Annotated in this window: 13 protein-coding genes; 5 read left to right on the top strand and 8 right to left on the bottom strand. The window is 62.9% G+C overall.

The genetic code is table 11. From position 1 onward, the window contains the following. Positions 1-828 precede the first annotated feature (828 nt). Positions 829-1,725: a Tim44-like domain-containing protein gene (locus NH396_RS16595; protein ID WP_176678125.1), complete on the bottom strand. Its 897-nt coding sequence runs from the start codon at positions 1,723-1,725 to the stop codon at positions 829-831. A gap of 74 nt (positions 1,726-1,799) precedes the next feature. Between NH396_RS16595 and NH396_RS16590 the strand changes: the two genes are divergently transcribed. Continuing rightward, positions 1,800-2,405 (top strand): isochorismatase family protein, encoded by a 606-nt coding sequence (locus NH396_RS16590; protein ID WP_176678124.1) that lies wholly within the window; start codon positions 1,800-1,802, stop codon positions 2,403-2,405. 25 nt (positions 2,406-2,430) lie between these two features. Here the strand turns inward: NH396_RS16590 and yaaA are convergent, their stop codons facing one another. From yaaA to NH396_RS16575, 3 genes are all read right to left on the bottom strand, one after another. Further along, entirely contained in the window at positions 2,431-3,219 is a 789-nt protein-coding gene (gene yaaA / locus NH396_RS16585) for a peroxide stress protein YaaA (protein WP_176678123.1), read from the bottom strand. Between the two features lie 107 nt (positions 3,220-3,326). Then, positions 3,327-3,779, bottom strand: coding sequence for a DMT family transporter (locus tag NH396_RS16580; RefSeq protein ID WP_176678122.1), 453 nt, complete (start codon positions 3,777-3,779; stop codon positions 3,327-3,329). Positions 3,780-3,859: 80 nt separating this feature from the next. After that, positions 3,860-4,891, bottom strand: coding sequence for an NADP(H)-dependent aldo-keto reductase (locus NH396_RS16575; RefSeq protein ID WP_176678121.1), 1,032 nt, complete (start codon positions 4,889-4,891; stop codon positions 3,860-3,862). Between the two features lie 310 nt (positions 4,892-5,201). On the opposite strand from NH396_RS16575, the gene NH396_RS16570 reads away from it, so the two are divergent. Next, the gene (locus NH396_RS16570) at positions 5,202-5,687 is read left to right on the top strand and encodes a sel1 repeat family protein (protein WP_043336560.1); all 486 of its coding nucleotides are present in this window, start codon (positions 5,202-5,204) and stop codon (positions 5,685-5,687) included. Positions 5,688-5,922: 235 nt separating this feature from the next. Beyond that, on the top strand, positions 5,923-6,429 hold the full coding sequence (locus NH396_RS16565; RefSeq protein ID WP_107335865.1) for a hypothetical protein: 507 nt from the start codon (positions 5,923-5,925) through the stop codon (positions 6,427-6,429). Positions 6,430-6,620: 191 nt separating this feature from the next. On the opposite strand, the gene NH396_RS16560 is transcribed toward NH396_RS16565, so the two are convergent. After that, positions 6,621-7,589: an NAD(P)H-quinone oxidoreductase gene (locus NH396_RS16560; RefSeq protein ID WP_043336555.1), complete on the bottom strand. Its 969-nt coding sequence runs from the start codon at positions 7,587-7,589 to the stop codon at positions 6,621-6,623. Between the two features lie 212 nt (positions 7,590-7,801). Here NH396_RS16560 and NH396_RS16555 point away from each other — a divergent pair, with 212 nt between their 5' ends. Then, a complete protein-coding gene (locus NH396_RS16555) occupies positions 7,802-9,583 on the top strand; it encodes a lysophospholipid acyltransferase family protein (protein WP_176678120.1) in 1,782 nt (593 codons plus the stop codon). A gap of 130 nt (positions 9,584-9,713) precedes the next feature. Here the strand turns inward: NH396_RS16555 and NH396_RS16550 are convergent, their stop codons facing one another. Continuing rightward, the gene (locus NH396_RS16550) at positions 9,714-10,256 is read right to left on the bottom strand and encodes a TIGR00730 family Rossman fold protein (RefSeq protein ID WP_176678119.1); all 543 of its coding nucleotides are present in this window, start codon (positions 10,254-10,256) and stop codon (positions 9,714-9,716) included. Between the two features lie 318 nt (positions 10,257-10,574). On the opposite strand from NH396_RS16550, the gene NH396_RS16545 reads away from it, so the two are divergent. Continuing rightward, the gene (locus NH396_RS16545; protein ID WP_176678118.1) at positions 10,575-11,915 is read left to right on the top strand and encodes a sodium-dependent transporter; all 1,341 of its coding nucleotides are present in this window, start codon (positions 10,575-10,577) and stop codon (positions 11,913-11,915) included. Between the two features lie 97 nt (positions 11,916-12,012). Here NH396_RS16545 and NH396_RS16540 read toward each other — a convergent pair whose 3' ends face one another. After that, positions 12,013-12,540, bottom strand: coding sequence for a DUF501 domain-containing protein (locus NH396_RS16540; RefSeq protein ID WP_176678117.1), 528 nt, complete (start codon positions 12,538-12,540; stop codon positions 12,013-12,015). Further along, the gene (locus tag NH396_RS16535) at positions 12,518-12,847 is read right to left on the bottom strand and encodes a hypothetical protein (protein WP_176678116.1); all 330 of its coding nucleotides are present in this window, start codon (positions 12,845-12,847) and stop codon (positions 12,518-12,520) included. Before NH396_RS16535 ends, NH396_RS16540 begins: the two co-directional genes overlap by 23 nt. Positions 12,848-12,882 lie beyond the last annotated feature (35 nt).

The raw sequence follows: 12,882 nt of genomic DNA, 5'->3' as shown, positions 1-12,882 counted from the left end.
GCGCCGATGGTAGTGTGGAGTTTCTCCATGTGAGAGTAGGTCATCGTCAGGCACTTATCCCGAACCGCCCCTGTAGCCTTGCTGCAGGGGCGGTTCTCTTTGTGGTGAGAAAAGTTGCTCAGGAAAATTGGCGCGTAAAAAGCCCATGGATGGCCACCTCATGAGAAGCCCGCACCAAGGGCAGTTATAAAAAGCTCCTCAGGTACTTGTCCCGCGCCGACCCTGTCGTCTTGCTGCAGGGGCAGTTCAGTATGTGACAAAGCGTAGAAGTGCAACCAGTCTTGCTGATGAAGGGAAGTGCGCAAGGATCCTCCTGTGGATAACCGGAACATGGGAGTGGCACCTGAATTATCCACAAGGGCTTGTCGAGCATGAAGAGTTTCCAGGGGCAGGCAACTCTAGCTGAAATCTTGGGTGCAGCCGGCTGATGGCAAGACTGATCAGGCGTCGCGGGTTCTGCACCTCAGGGTTGCTCATGTTTTTTACGATCAGGCTGAACTAAAGCTCAATCGGCGACTCTGAGTATGTGAGTTTCGACGTTCCCTTGCTTAGAAACTTGTCTGTGCTATCCCATCAGCAGACTTTTTGCGATCTGGCGCTCCTGCCTTGCAGTCGAGCAGCCTATCCGCCGGTCACTTCCCCAGTGGCCGGTTTTTTTATGCCTGTCATTCTGACGGTGCCTTTGTGGTCTTGGGCGAGCTGTTGCAAAGCCCTGGTAGGTCATCTGCAGCGAGACACAAAAAAGCGGCCGGATGAGTGATCATCCGGCCGCTTTGGCATCTGATGTGGCCCTCACGGAGTGAAGGTCACGTCAGTGAGAGGAGCGTCTTAGCTGTTCTGCTCGATGCCTTGGATGTGCCAGTCGGCGCCATCGCGCAGCTCACGGACCAGGTGCCAGGTCTCGTTGAACTCGTTCTGCTCGCCATTTTCATCCAGCACGCCGTGGAACAGGACCGTCGCTTCCGCCTGCTTGCCAATCTCCTGCACGCTGCCCAGTTCAGCAAACAGACGCACGATCTCGGTACGGTTGTTGGCCGGTTGCTGAGCGCGCTCTTCCCGCAGCAGATTGTAGAGCTCTGGCGTGACGTACTCCTGAATGCGCGGCAGGTCATTGTTGTCCCAGGCGCGCTGCAGGGTCATGAAGTGTTCCTTGGCACCGCCGAGGAACTGCTCCTTGTCGAACCAGGCCGGTTCGCTGGTCGGGGCACCGCCTGTCAGGCCTGCCCCGATACCACCGGCAGGAGCCAGCGACTCGCCTTGCGGCTGATGCGCTTCACGCGCCTGCACATTGCGCGGCTGGTCGTCGTGGCGTGTGGATGTGCCACCATTGCCTGCCGGCCCGCCACTCGCCATGGCGGCCTTCTTGCGCGCGCTGAGGAACTTGAAGGCGATGAAAGCGATCACCGCGATGATCAGGAAGTCTGTCATGCGCAGACCATCGAAGGCGCCGCCGAAGAACAGCGATGCCAGCAAACCGCCTGCAAGCAGGCCTGCCAGAGGCCCGGCAAACTTGGACAAGCCGCTGGAGGGCTTGGACTTCGCTGCAGTGCTGCTGTTGGTGGCCTTGTTGCTGCCGAACAGTGAGCTGGAGGATTTTCCGCTGTCAGCGGATCGTGAGTAGCTACCGAAACTCTTGCCGCCGCCGAGGCGCTTGGCCTCTGCGTGTTCTAAGCTCAGACCGAAGCCGAGCAAGCCGACCATCAGCATGATGAACAGATGGCGCATGTGGGATCTCCTTGGATGCGCTAGCGTGTAAGTGGAAGCTCCATTCTAGCCTTAGAATCGTCGTGGGAGGACCAATGGACGACGAAAAGTCTCAACATCTGGTGGCGAGGCGATCATTGTTGTTGCTGATCGATTTCCAGGCTCGCCTGATGCCGGTTCTGAATGGCGGAACCGAGGCCATCAACAGTGCCATCTGGCTGGGCGGAATCGCCCAGGCGCTGGAAATTCCCGTCTGGCTGACCGAGCATTGCCCCGACAAGTTAGGCGCAAGTGCCCCGATGACGCACCTGTTGAGCGAACGCACACGCTGCTTCACCAAGCGAAGTTTCAGTGCGCTGGAAGAGCCGGCATTTCGCCATGCGCTGGAGAGCAGTGGCTGTGATCAGCTAGTGGTCTGTGGTGCCGAGGCGCACGTCTGCGTGATGCAGACGGTACTTTCATTGTGCAGTGCAGGTTATCGAGTGGCGCTGGTGGCCGATGGAGTTGCCAGTCGCCGCCCGCGGGAGGCGGCGCTGGGAGTGGCCCGCTGTGAGGCCGCGGGCGCCAGTATCGTCAGTGCCGAGATGGTGGCGTATGAATGGCTTGGGTGTGCAGACCACGTCCTGTTCGGCGATATTCATCGCCGTTACTTCAAACCGCGCGCCGCGGAACACTTGACTTTCCCGGGGCTGGGGGGATGAGGCGTGAAGTGCCTGCCATCACGTATCAGGCGCGTGCCGCGTCGGCCTCACTGCGCGTGAAGACCAGTGTATCGCCCTCGGAGGCGGCATTGGAGAAGCGGTAACCGGCTACGTCGAAGTCTTTGAGGTCCTCGGCTGTCTCGATATCGTGCTTGAGCATCCAGGCGCTCATCAGGCCGCGTGCACGCTTGGCGTAGAAGCTGATGATCTTGGACTGGCCATTCTTCTCGTCCTTGAACACCGGCGTCACGATACGGTGGCGGAACGCCTTGGCATCGATGGCCTTGAAGTATTCATTGGAGGCCAGGTTGACCAGTATCGGAGTGCCACTCTCTTCGACGGCCTGTTCCAGTGCCGGTGTCAGTGTCTTGCGCCAGTAGGCATAAAGATCCTTGCCGGCTGGATTGCTCAGACGCGTGCCCATCTCGAGGCGGTATGGCTGGATAAGATCCAGCGGGCGCAGCAGTCCATAGAGACCGGAGAGAATGCGCAGCTTGTGTTGTGCGCGTTCGAAGTCTTCCTCGCTGAACGTCTCTGCCGCCATGCCCTGATAGACATCCCCCTGGAAGGCCAGCACCGCCTGCTTGGCATTCTCCGGCGTGAAGGGCGGCTGCCATTCCTGGAAGCGAGCGGCATTGAGGCCGGCCAGCTTGTCGGAGAGCTTCATCAGGCTAGCGATGTCCTGCGGCGACTGTTCGCGCAGGATGTCGATCAGCGGTTGAGCCTGCTCGAGAAAATCGGGTTGGCTATGACGGGAGGTCACGGGGGCGCTGTCGAAATCCAGCGATTTGGCGGGCGAAATCACACTCAGCATGTAGACCTCCTGGCAGGGAAAGGTCTCAGTATATCAGGCAGACAAGATGGCCCCGAGTCCGTCAGAACTATCGGGGCCATAGATTGCACTGCGTGACGCCCGAGGCATCAATAGCGGCGAATAAGGAAGACCCCCGCGAACAGCAGCAATACACCTGCCACACGCCCCAGCGAAAGATCATGCTGCGGGAAGGTCGCCCAGCCGAAGTGGTCCAGAATTACCGAGGCCGTCAGCTGCCCCGCCAGGAAGGTGGCCATCATGGTGGCAGCGCCCAGCTTGGGGACCAGTATCACGCTGGCCGCGACGAAGAAGGCACCCAGCAGACCGCCGGTCCAGCTCCACCAGGGGGCTGCCTTGAGGGCGCCGACGCCCGGCATGGGCAGGCGCATGGCCAGCACGATGACGACGAGCGCGATCGAGCCGACCACGAAGCTGACCATGGCAGCCATGAGCGAGCTGTGAGTCTGCAGGGCCAGCGTGGAATTGACGCCAGCTTGAATCGGCATCATGGCGCCGGCGGCGACAGCCATGAGGATCATGCTCAATTCAGCGGGATTCATGAGGGGTCCTTGGTCACGAGCAGGCCGGTCATGGTGACCGGCCTGTCGGGGTTGTGTATCCGTTACGGGTCAGTGGCGATTCAGGGGCACGGGTTGGGTGCGGTGTTGTGGATCATCTCGATCTCGGCCAGCACTTCTTCGCTCAGCTCCACCTCGAGGCTTTTGATGTTGCTTTCCAGCTGGGTCATCGTCGTGGCACCGATGATGTTGCTGGTCAGGAACGGACGAGTGTTGACGAAGGCAAGGGCCATCTGGGCCGGATTCAGACCGTGACGACGCGCGATGTCCACGTAGCAGGCGATGACGTGCTGAGCCGGCTCGGCGTTGTAGCGCTGGAAACGCTCGAACAGCGTCAGGCGAGCGCCTTGTGGACGGGCACCGTCCAGATACTTGCCGGACAGGGTGCCGAAGGCCAGCGGCGAGTAGGCCAGCAGGCCGACATCTTCACGGTGCGCGAACTCGGCCAGGCCCACTTCGAAGCTGCGGTTGACCAGGTTGTACGGGTTCTGGACGCTGGCCACGCGCGGCAGGTTCAGGCGCTCGGCCAGGTTCAGGCACTGCATCACGCCCCATGGCGTCTCGTTGGACAGGCCCACGGCGCGGATCTTGCCGGCGGTGACCAGCTCGCCGAGGGCAGACAGGCTTTCTTCCAGCGGCGTCATGTCTTCCTCTTCGGTCGGCTGGTAGCCCAGCTTGCCGAAGAAGTTGGTCTTGCGGTCCGGCCAATGCAGCTGATAGAGGTCGATGTAATCGGTGCCCAGGCGACGCAGGTTGTCGTCACAGGCGGCGATGATCTGCTCACGCGTCAGGCGTGAACCACCGCGCAGGTAATCCATGCCCGGGCCGGTGACCTTGGTGGCGATCTTGACCTGATCACGATTGCCGCGTGCCGCCAGCCAGCTGCCGATGTATTCCTCGGTACGGCCCTGGGTCTCGCCATTCGGGGGCACCGGGTACATCTCGGCGGTGTCGATGAAGTCGATGCCAGCGTCGAGCGCGCGGTCCAGCTGCTGGTGGGCATCGGCTTCGCTGTTCTGCTCGCCGAAGGTCATGGTGCCAAGGCATAGCAGACTGACGTCGATGCCAGTACGGCCAAGAGCTCTACGTTGCATGCAGGATTCCCCTATCGGGTAGGTGTCAATGTAGCGGGCAGGGCGAGTGCTTCCAGCACGCGCGTGGTTCGCGCGCGTACTTTACCCCAAGGATGGCGCACATATTAGCAGCGTAACAAAAACCCACAAGGCGGGCTTGAGTCCCCCCGATTGCGCGAGTATGCTTGGCGCCCCGCTGTCAGGGGAGCAGTCTTTCTAGGCCGCCCGCAAGGGCAAACTGACAGTGTTGGCAAGGAGAATAGCGTCGCGGGCTCAGGATCGGGCCAGGACACGGCGTCACCCCTCTTATTCTGTATCAAGGTTACTCGTCATGCCGCAGGCCCCAACCCTGATGACTGGACTGAAATACCGCCTGGCGGAGCGTCTGTTCCACGCCTCCTGGCTGTCCGGCTCTCAGCAGAAGCATCGTCTGACCATGCGTCTGTTCAATCACTGCGCCAACGCCGGTCACACCGGTGCGTTGTCATTGTACGGGCACATGCTGTTCCAGCGCGGCAACTCCGCTCAGGAAAAGGCCAAGGGTGCGCGTTTCGTCATCAAGGCCGCGCAGGCCGGCGACGTGCATGCCCAGTATCAGGCGGCGCGTATCTATGAGTATGGCTGTGCCCAGTATCAGAGCGATCCGGCCAAGGCCGTGACCTGGTACGCGCGTGCCGCCGAGTGCCGTCATGCTCTCGCGGCCCAGCGCCTGGCGCGTGCCTATCGTGAAGGCTCCCTCGGTCTGGCGGTCTGCCCGCACAAGGCCGAGCAGTGGGAAGCCCACGCCCGCACGGGGGGTGAGGCAGACCTGCACTGAGCTGCTGTACTGCTCTCGCTGTCACTGACAACGCCCTCTTCGTGAGGGCGTTGTCGTCTCTGGCCCTCCCGGGCGCGTCTCTTGAACGTGATGCCAGCGTGATGGCGCAGATCGACCTGATGCCTGCGTTGACAGCGTCGCGCTCAGGACTCGCCAAGCAGGGGGCAATTCCCGTAACCTGAGGGCATTCAACCTCTTCTCGCCCGGGCCCTGTCTGCCTGAGATACCTTGGGAGATTCGTGTGACGCTGCCTATTCTGCTCGATATTGAAGCCTCCGGCTTCGGCCGTGGTAGCTATCCGATCGAGATCGGGCTGGCGCGTGCCGACGGCAGCAGTTGCGCCTTCCTGATACAACCTCTTGATGAGTGGGTGCATTGGGACCCCAAGGCGGAGCTGTTGCACGGCATCTCACGGGCACGGCTGGCACGCGAAGGGCGGCCAGTGCGTGAGGTGGCGCAGTGGGTCAATGATGAGCTGGGTGAGGCCGGAATCGCCTACAGCGACAGCTGGGGCTACGACAATACCTGGCTCTCGCTGCTGTTCTATCATGCCGGCATGCTGCCGCGCTTCCGTCTCGAGGCGCTCAGACGGCTGCTTGATGAGGAGCAGCTGAATTGCTGGGCGGAGCTCAAGGAAGCGGTGATCGCCGAGGGTGGCATCCAGCGCCATCGCGCCGGAGACGACGCCCGCCTGCTGCAACTTACCTGGCAGAAGGCCCAGTCGATCGGACGCAGCGAATAAGCCTGCGCGAGGCGCCTCGGGGTCTACGCCTGGCGGCATGAGCGACACTGCTGTCAGGCGGGGCTGTCAGGTGAGGCAGTGTGCACGAGATAGCGCCCAGCGAAGTCAAAAAAGCGGCAGCCCAACGGGTTGCCGCTTTTTTATACTGCCGTTTTTTCATGCTGCGGATGTCATCAGCGCCATGATGAGGCTCAGGCGCCTGTCACCGCCAGCAGCACCTTGCCGGTGCTGGCGTTGTCCTGCACATAGGCATGCGCGGCATCGGCTTCCTGGATCGGCCAGCTCTTGTCGATATGCGGGCGCAGCTCACCTCGCGCCAGGCGTGGCCACACATGCACGTAGAGCGCATCCAGCACCATGCCCTTGCCATCGGGGGAGCGCGAACGCAGGGTCGAGCCGATCAGGCGCTGACGCTTCATCAGCATGCGGCCCAGATCCAGCTCATCCATGCGCCCGCCCATCAGGCCGATCAATACCATGCGGCCGTCCTGTTTCAGCACCTGCTGATTGTCGGCCAGATAACCGCCGCCTACCGGGTCGAGAATCATGTCGGCACCGCCCCAGTCGTTCACGGCCTCTACGAAGCTGCCATCGTGGCGGTTCCAGCCGGCATCCGCGCCGAGGCGCAGGCAGGTCTCCAGCTTCTCCTGGCTGCCCACGGTCACGAAGCACGGATGCCCGAACAGCCCGCACAGCTGGATGGCGGTAGTACCGATACCGCTGGCACCGGCGTGCAGCAGTACGCGCTCCTTGTGCTTGAGATTGCCCTCGATGAACAGGTTCAGCCAGGCGGTGGCGAACATCTCCGGCAGGGCGGCGGCGTCTCTCAGGCTATAGCCCTCCGGCACCGGCAACACCTGCAGGGCATTGACGACCACCTCCTCGGCATAGCCGCCACCGGACAGCAGCGCACAGACCGGATCGCCGACCTTGAAGCGCTCGACGTGGCGGCCGACCTCACGAATGGTGCCGCTGACTTCCAGCCCCAGAATCTGACTGGCGCCTTCGGGAGGCGGATATTGGCCGGCACGCTGCATCAGATCGGCGCGATTGACGCCGGCCCAGGCTACTTCGATACGCACCTCATCCGAGGCAATCCCGTGCGGGGCCTCGGTTTCCTGCCAGACCAGTGATTCATTCTCGACGGCTATCGCAAACATTCGCTCTCTCCTTGGCGTGGCAGTCGCGCTGCCTGTTCGTACGCGGATGATCTCTGTGCCGAGGCGCATCGGCCGCGGTCCACGTGGGCGGCTGTCATCTCACTGTACGGGGACTGTGACGCATCTGTCATGAAGTGGCGCGAACCTGACGTGATATCAAGCCCCATGATCCAGACATCGCGCTCCGCACTCCGTGCGGCCAAGGAGAGAGCATGATCGATACTGCCCGCGTCATCGCTGCCAAGTATCCTGCCTTTGCCAAACGTCACCCGCTGATCCGACGGCCAGCTCTGGCCATGCTGCGGCGCCTGGTGCATGAGGGGGAGATCAATGCCTTCCTCGGCGAGAACTCGGACCAGCGCGGCTTTGATTTCATTGACCGCGTGCTCGATCACTTTTCCTTCGGCTACTCGGTGTCCTCGCGGGAGCGCGAGAACATTCCGGCCTACGGGCGTGTCGTCATCGTCGCCAATCATCCGCTGGGGTCATTGGATGGCCTCGCACTGCTCAAGCTGGTCGGCGAAGTGCGCCGCGACGTCAAGATCGTCGCCAACGACATCCTGATGAAGGTCGAGCCGCTGGCACCCTTGCTGCTGCCACTGGACAACCTCAGTCGACGTGGCTATCGCAAGAGCAGTGGTCAGATCTGCGATGCGCTGATGAATGAAGAGGCCGTGATCATCTTTCCGGCCGGCGAGGTCTCGCGTGCAGGCCCGACCGGGCCGCGCGACGGCAAGTGGCTGTCGGGTTTCCTGCATTTCGCGCGCAAGACCAATGCGCCGGTGCTGCCTATCCACGTCAGCGGTCGCAACTCGACGCTCTTCTATGCGCTGTCGTCGATCAATCGCAGCTTCGGCACGCCCCTGCTGGCCCACGAGATGTTTCGCCAGCGCGAGCGGCAGCTCAAGCTGCGTATCGGCGAGCTGATTCCGCTGGAGCGCCTCGACAGTGATGCCCTCAATACCAACGCCAAGACGCGTCTGCTACGCAAGCATCTGTATCGCATCGGGCGCGGCAAGCGTGGCCTGTTCGTGACCGAGAAGGCCATCGGCCATCCGGAGGAGCGCCAGGCGCTGCGTGAGGAGCTGACACCCTGTGAATTGCTGGGCGAGACTCGTGACGGCAAGAAGATCTACCTGTTCGATGCCTTCCCCGGCTCCAGCGTGATGCGCGAGATCGGTCGTCTGCGCGAGATCAGTTTCCGGCGTGTCGGCGAGGGCACCGGCGAGCGACGCGATATCGATCGCTATGACGCCCACTACCGGCATCTGGTGCTTTGGGATGACGCCGACCTCGAGATCGCCGGTGCCTATCGCATCGGTGAGGTACGCAAGATCATGGCGACACATGGCGAGAAGGGGCTCTACAGCCCGACCCTGTTCCGCTTTACGCCGGAGATGTTCGAGCGCATGCAGGACGGTCTGGAGCTGGGGCGCAGTTTCGTGCAGCCGCGTTACTGGGGGCGGCGCAGCCTCGATTACCTGTGGCAGGGGCTGGGCGCCTATCTGCGCTGTCATCCCGAGATTCGCTGGCTGTTCGGCCCGGTCACGCTTTCCAACAGCTATCCGGAGGCCGCCAAGGCGTTGATCGTCAGCTACTACCGTCATTATTACGGGGATGATGAGGGGCTGGCGCGTGCACGGGCGCCGGTCGCCCAGAGCGTGCCGGGCAGCGCCGCCCATGAAGCGGAGCGGCTGTTCGATGGTCAGGACGCCGATGGCGATTTCCGCCGCCTGCGTGCCCAGCTGGATGCGATGGGCGTGACGGTACCGACGCTCTACAAGCAATACGCCGAGGTCACCGAGCCCGGTGGCACCCGCTTCCTCGATTTCAGTGTCGACGCCGATTTCGGTTACTGCATCGACGGCCTGGTGATGGTCGATGTCGAGCAGGTCACCGCCAGCAAGCGGGCGCGCTATATCGGCAAACCCGCCCAGCGGCAGGCCGTCTCGGAGGATGCCGTTGAGGTTGTTGGCGAGACGTCGCTGAGCTGAGGCGAACTGCTGACAGAGCACGCTGAGCTGAGACGGCCGCTCGCAGAGTCACTCCCCATGGCGCCAGCGTCATGCGCTTGTGGGGAGTGACGCACCAGCCTGTCAGGTCTCAGGCCTTACGTCTCAAGCCTTACGTCTCGGGCGCCAGACGCTTCAGCAGGGGCGTGATCTCGCGCTCGCTGATCAGGCGCGCGCGAGTGTCTGCATCGAGGAAGCCCGCCTCGACGGTGCGGTCCAGAAACTCGAGCAGGGGGGCGTAGAAGCCGTCACTGTCGAGGATGGCGATCGGCTTGGCGTGAAAGCGCAGGTACTGCCAGGTCCAGGTCTCGAACAATTCCTCCAGGGTGCCAATCCCGCCGGGCAGGGTCACGAAGGCATCTGCCAATGCGGCCATCTGCGCCTTGCGCTCATGCATGTCCGAGACCTCGATCAAGCGCGTCAGACCGGTATGCGCCTTCTCGTTGCGGACCAGCACCTGCGGGATCACGCCGATCACCTCACCGCCTGCTGCCAGCGCGGCATCTGCCAATGCCCCCATCAGCCCGGCGCGCGCACCTCCGTAGACCAGTCCCCAGCCGCGTTCGGCGATGGCCGTGCCCAGAGCCTCGGCCAGTTGGCGGTGCTGTGGGGAGACGCCCTCGCGGGAGCCCAGATAGACACAGATGCGATGCATGTTGCTCTCCTGAATGTTTCTAGGCGGCGCTCACTGCTGGCTGCCGTGCCTTGCTGTCATGTCCTTCCTATCCTACGCGAGTTGTGCGGCGACGCTATGACGCCCATGAGGAACTCGACATTGCCCCGTGGCCAACGCGAGTCGCGTGCTGAGTTTCGGCGTTGTCGCCTGCATTCGCGGGCCTGCTCTGCTACCCTTGCCGCCCCCGCAGGCGACGGCTGGCGGGCGCTAGCGCCCCGTGAGCTTGCATCGGGATGCACCCCAACTCATCGCGACGTCGTCTTCGACGGACGCGGAACAACAAGGCAGGAGAGGCAGATGGCGCAGGTGCGCGGACGCTTTGCCAGTCGGCTGGGCTTCTTGATGGCCGCCGCTGGTTCGGCAGTAGGACTTGGCAACGTGTGGGGCTTCCCGTCCCAGACGGCCAACAACGGAGGCGGGGCCTTCGTGGTGATGTATCTGGTGCTGGCCTTCCTGTTGGCATGGCCGGCCTTGATGGCTGAGCTTGTCATCGGCCGCCATGGTCAGGCCAACATCGTCACCAGCATGAGCCTCGGACAAGGCATTACCAAGCGCTTCGGCGCGCTGGCGGGCTGGGCGGGCATGCTGACCGCCAGCCTGATTCTGGCCTTCTATGCCATCGTCGCGGGCTGGCTGCTGGGCTATACCGCCGCGCCGGTCGCTGATGCACTGGGCATGAGTTCCGCCGCCAGCTGGCTGACCACCTTCGACTTCACGCGCAATGTCTCGCTGACGGCGGTTTTCCTCGCCCTGACGATGGCGATCGTGGTCGGCGGCGTGCGCGGCGGGATCGAGAAATGGTCCACGCGGCTGATGCCGCTGTTGCTGATGCTGCTGGTCGGATTGATCGGCTACGTTTTGACCCTGCCGGGCGCCGATGAAGGCCTGAGCGTCTACCTGATGCCGCAGTGGGACCGCATCTTCGATGCCGACCTGATGCTGAGCGCGATGGGCCAGGCGTTCTTCTCGCTGTCGCTCGGTGTGGGCGCGATGCTGATCTACGGCTCCTATCTGGGGCCGGAGCAGAACCTGCCGCGTCTCGGCGTACTGGTGACGCTGATCGATGTCGGCATCGCCTTCCTCGCCGGCCTGCTGGTGATTCCGGCCATGTATGCTGCGCGTCATCTGGGCGTCGAGATCTTCGATGCCGAGGGCTTGCTCAAGAGCTCGGATACTCTGCTGTTCGACACGCTGCCGGCGCTGTTCGGCCAGATGGGCGGCGCAGGTGGCACCCTGATGGTGGCGTTCTTCGCGCTGATGAGCGTGGCGGGCATCACCTCGTCCATCTCGATGCTGGAAGTGCCGGTGTCCTTCGTGGTCGAGCGTGGCTGGTTGGGTCGGCGTGCCGCCACCCTGGCCGTCGGTGCCGCCATCATGGCCATCAGCCTGACCATCGCCGCCAACTTCGGGGCACTGTTCGGCCTGGTGATCATGTTGACCACCCAGTACAGTCAGCCGCTGGTCGCGCTGGTGATGTGCCTGCTGGTCGGCTGGGCGATGTCGCGCCATGCGCTGCTCAAGGAGATCCAGAGCGGGGCGCCGGACATCGAGTCCAGCCTGTTCTGGAAGATCTGGCCGTGGTACGTGCGCCTGATCTGCCCGCTGTGCATCGCGCTGGTCTTCGCGCACTCGCTGTAGGCCTGACGCTCGTCCCGACGCAAGAAGCCCGCCAATTGGCGGGCTTCTTCGTCTTCTGCATTCAAGCCGACGGCTTCGCGTCGAGCATCGCCAGGGCTCAGGGCAGCTCGGACAGCACGTCGTAATGGGCATCGACCCAGTGACCGATGGCGTTGCCCTCGGCGTAGGCGAGATGCTGGGCGTACTGGGTGTGCAGGCAGCGCACCTGATTCCAGTCACGGATACCGCCGACGCCACGTTCACGCATCAGCTCAGTGAAGCCCTGGGTCTCGATGGCGTTGCGCTCGGCCTCGCTCATGAAGCTCCAGCGTTCGGCGACGTAGGCCTCATGGCTGGCACGGTAGCGCGCCAGCAGTTCCTCGTCGGTCTTGAGGCGTTCTTCCAGCCCCTTGATGACGCCTTCGGCCTCGATGCGTGACAGCGAGATCTTGAGGCGTTCATCGCACAGCCAGTAGAGGGTCGGGAAGGGCTTGCCGTCCACCAGAGAATGCATGCGCAGCACCAGCGGGGTGCCCTCGCCATCGGTGGCGGCCACGGCCTGGATGCCGCGCGGCTTGCGCCCGAGCTGGCGCTCGATGATCTCGAGCTCCCGCGCGTCGGGACTATGATTGGTCAGGATCACCATGCTTGCGGTCAGGCTCCAGCACACACTTGTTGGACCGGGATACGGCCCGGAAGAAAGCCTGGTTGAGCTGCTGGGGGCTCGGCACATAGCCATGCCATTCACGCTCGCAGTAGTCACTGCCGCGCGCCATCAGCTCCGGGGCCAGACGATTGAACCAGCCATCATAATCGTAGGGGTCAAGGCCCGGCAAGCTGATGTGCGGGTAGTCGGCGAAGCGCTCACTGAACCATTGCTCCAGCGCCGCTTCGACCTGCGCATGCAGCTCGGTCATGTCCGGATAGATCCACTTGCTGTAGCGAATGCCCATCGGGCCTCCTCGCTGACGCGGTGCTGTGGCGGGTT

It is taken from the genome of Cobetia sp. Dlab-2-AX, assembly GCF_024124625.1.
In the GTDB taxonomy this organism is placed as follows: Bacteria; Pseudomonadota; Gammaproteobacteria; order Pseudomonadales; family Halomonadaceae; genus Cobetia.
This window is presented reverse-complemented; position numbering and strand designations above follow the sequence as displayed.

Excerpts from the sequence above, each read along its gene's own strand:
- NH396_RS16595 (WP_176678125.1), bottom strand. The coding sequence starts at position 1,725 with ATGCGCCATCTGTTCATCATGCTGATGGTCGGCTTGCTCGGCTTCGGT.
- NH396_RS16590 (WP_176678124.1), top strand. The coding sequence starts at position 1,800 with ATGGACGACGAAAAGTCTCAACATCTGGTGGCGAGGCGATCATTGTTG.
- yaaA (WP_176678123.1), bottom strand. The coding sequence starts at position 3,219 with ATGCTGAGTGTGATTTCGCCCGCCAAATCGCTGGATTTCGACAGCGCC.
- NH396_RS16580 (WP_176678122.1), bottom strand. The coding sequence starts at position 3,779 with ATGAATCCCGCTGAATTGAGCATGATCCTCATGGCTGTCGCCGCCGGC.
- NH396_RS16575 (WP_176678121.1), bottom strand. The coding sequence starts at position 4,891 with ATGCAACGTAGAGCTCTTGGCCGTACTGGCATCGACGTCAGTCTGCTA.
- NH396_RS16570 (WP_043336560.1), top strand. The coding sequence starts at position 5,202 with ATGCCGCAGGCCCCAACCCTGATGACTGGACTGAAATACCGCCTGGCG.
- NH396_RS16560 (WP_043336555.1), bottom strand. The coding sequence starts at position 7,589 with ATGTTTGCGATAGCCGTCGAGAATGAATCACTGGTCTGGCAGGAAACC.
- NH396_RS16555 (WP_176678120.1), top strand. The coding sequence starts at position 7,802 with ATGATCGATACTGCCCGCGTCATCGCTGCCAAGTATCCTGCCTTTGCC.
- NH396_RS16550 (WP_176678119.1), bottom strand. The coding sequence starts at position 10,256 with ATGCATCGCATCTGTGTCTATCTGGGCTCCCGCGAGGGCGTCTCCCCA.
- NH396_RS16545 (WP_176678118.1), top strand. The coding sequence starts at position 10,575 with ATGGCGCAGGTGCGCGGACGCTTTGCCAGTCGGCTGGGCTTCTTGATG.
- NH396_RS16540 (WP_176678117.1), bottom strand. The coding sequence starts at position 12,540 with ATGGTGATCCTGACCAATCATAGTCCCGACGCGCGGGAGCTCGAGATC.
- NH396_RS16535 (WP_176678116.1), bottom strand. The coding sequence starts at position 12,847 with ATGGGCATTCGCTACAGCAAGTGGATCTATCCGGACATGACCGAGCTG.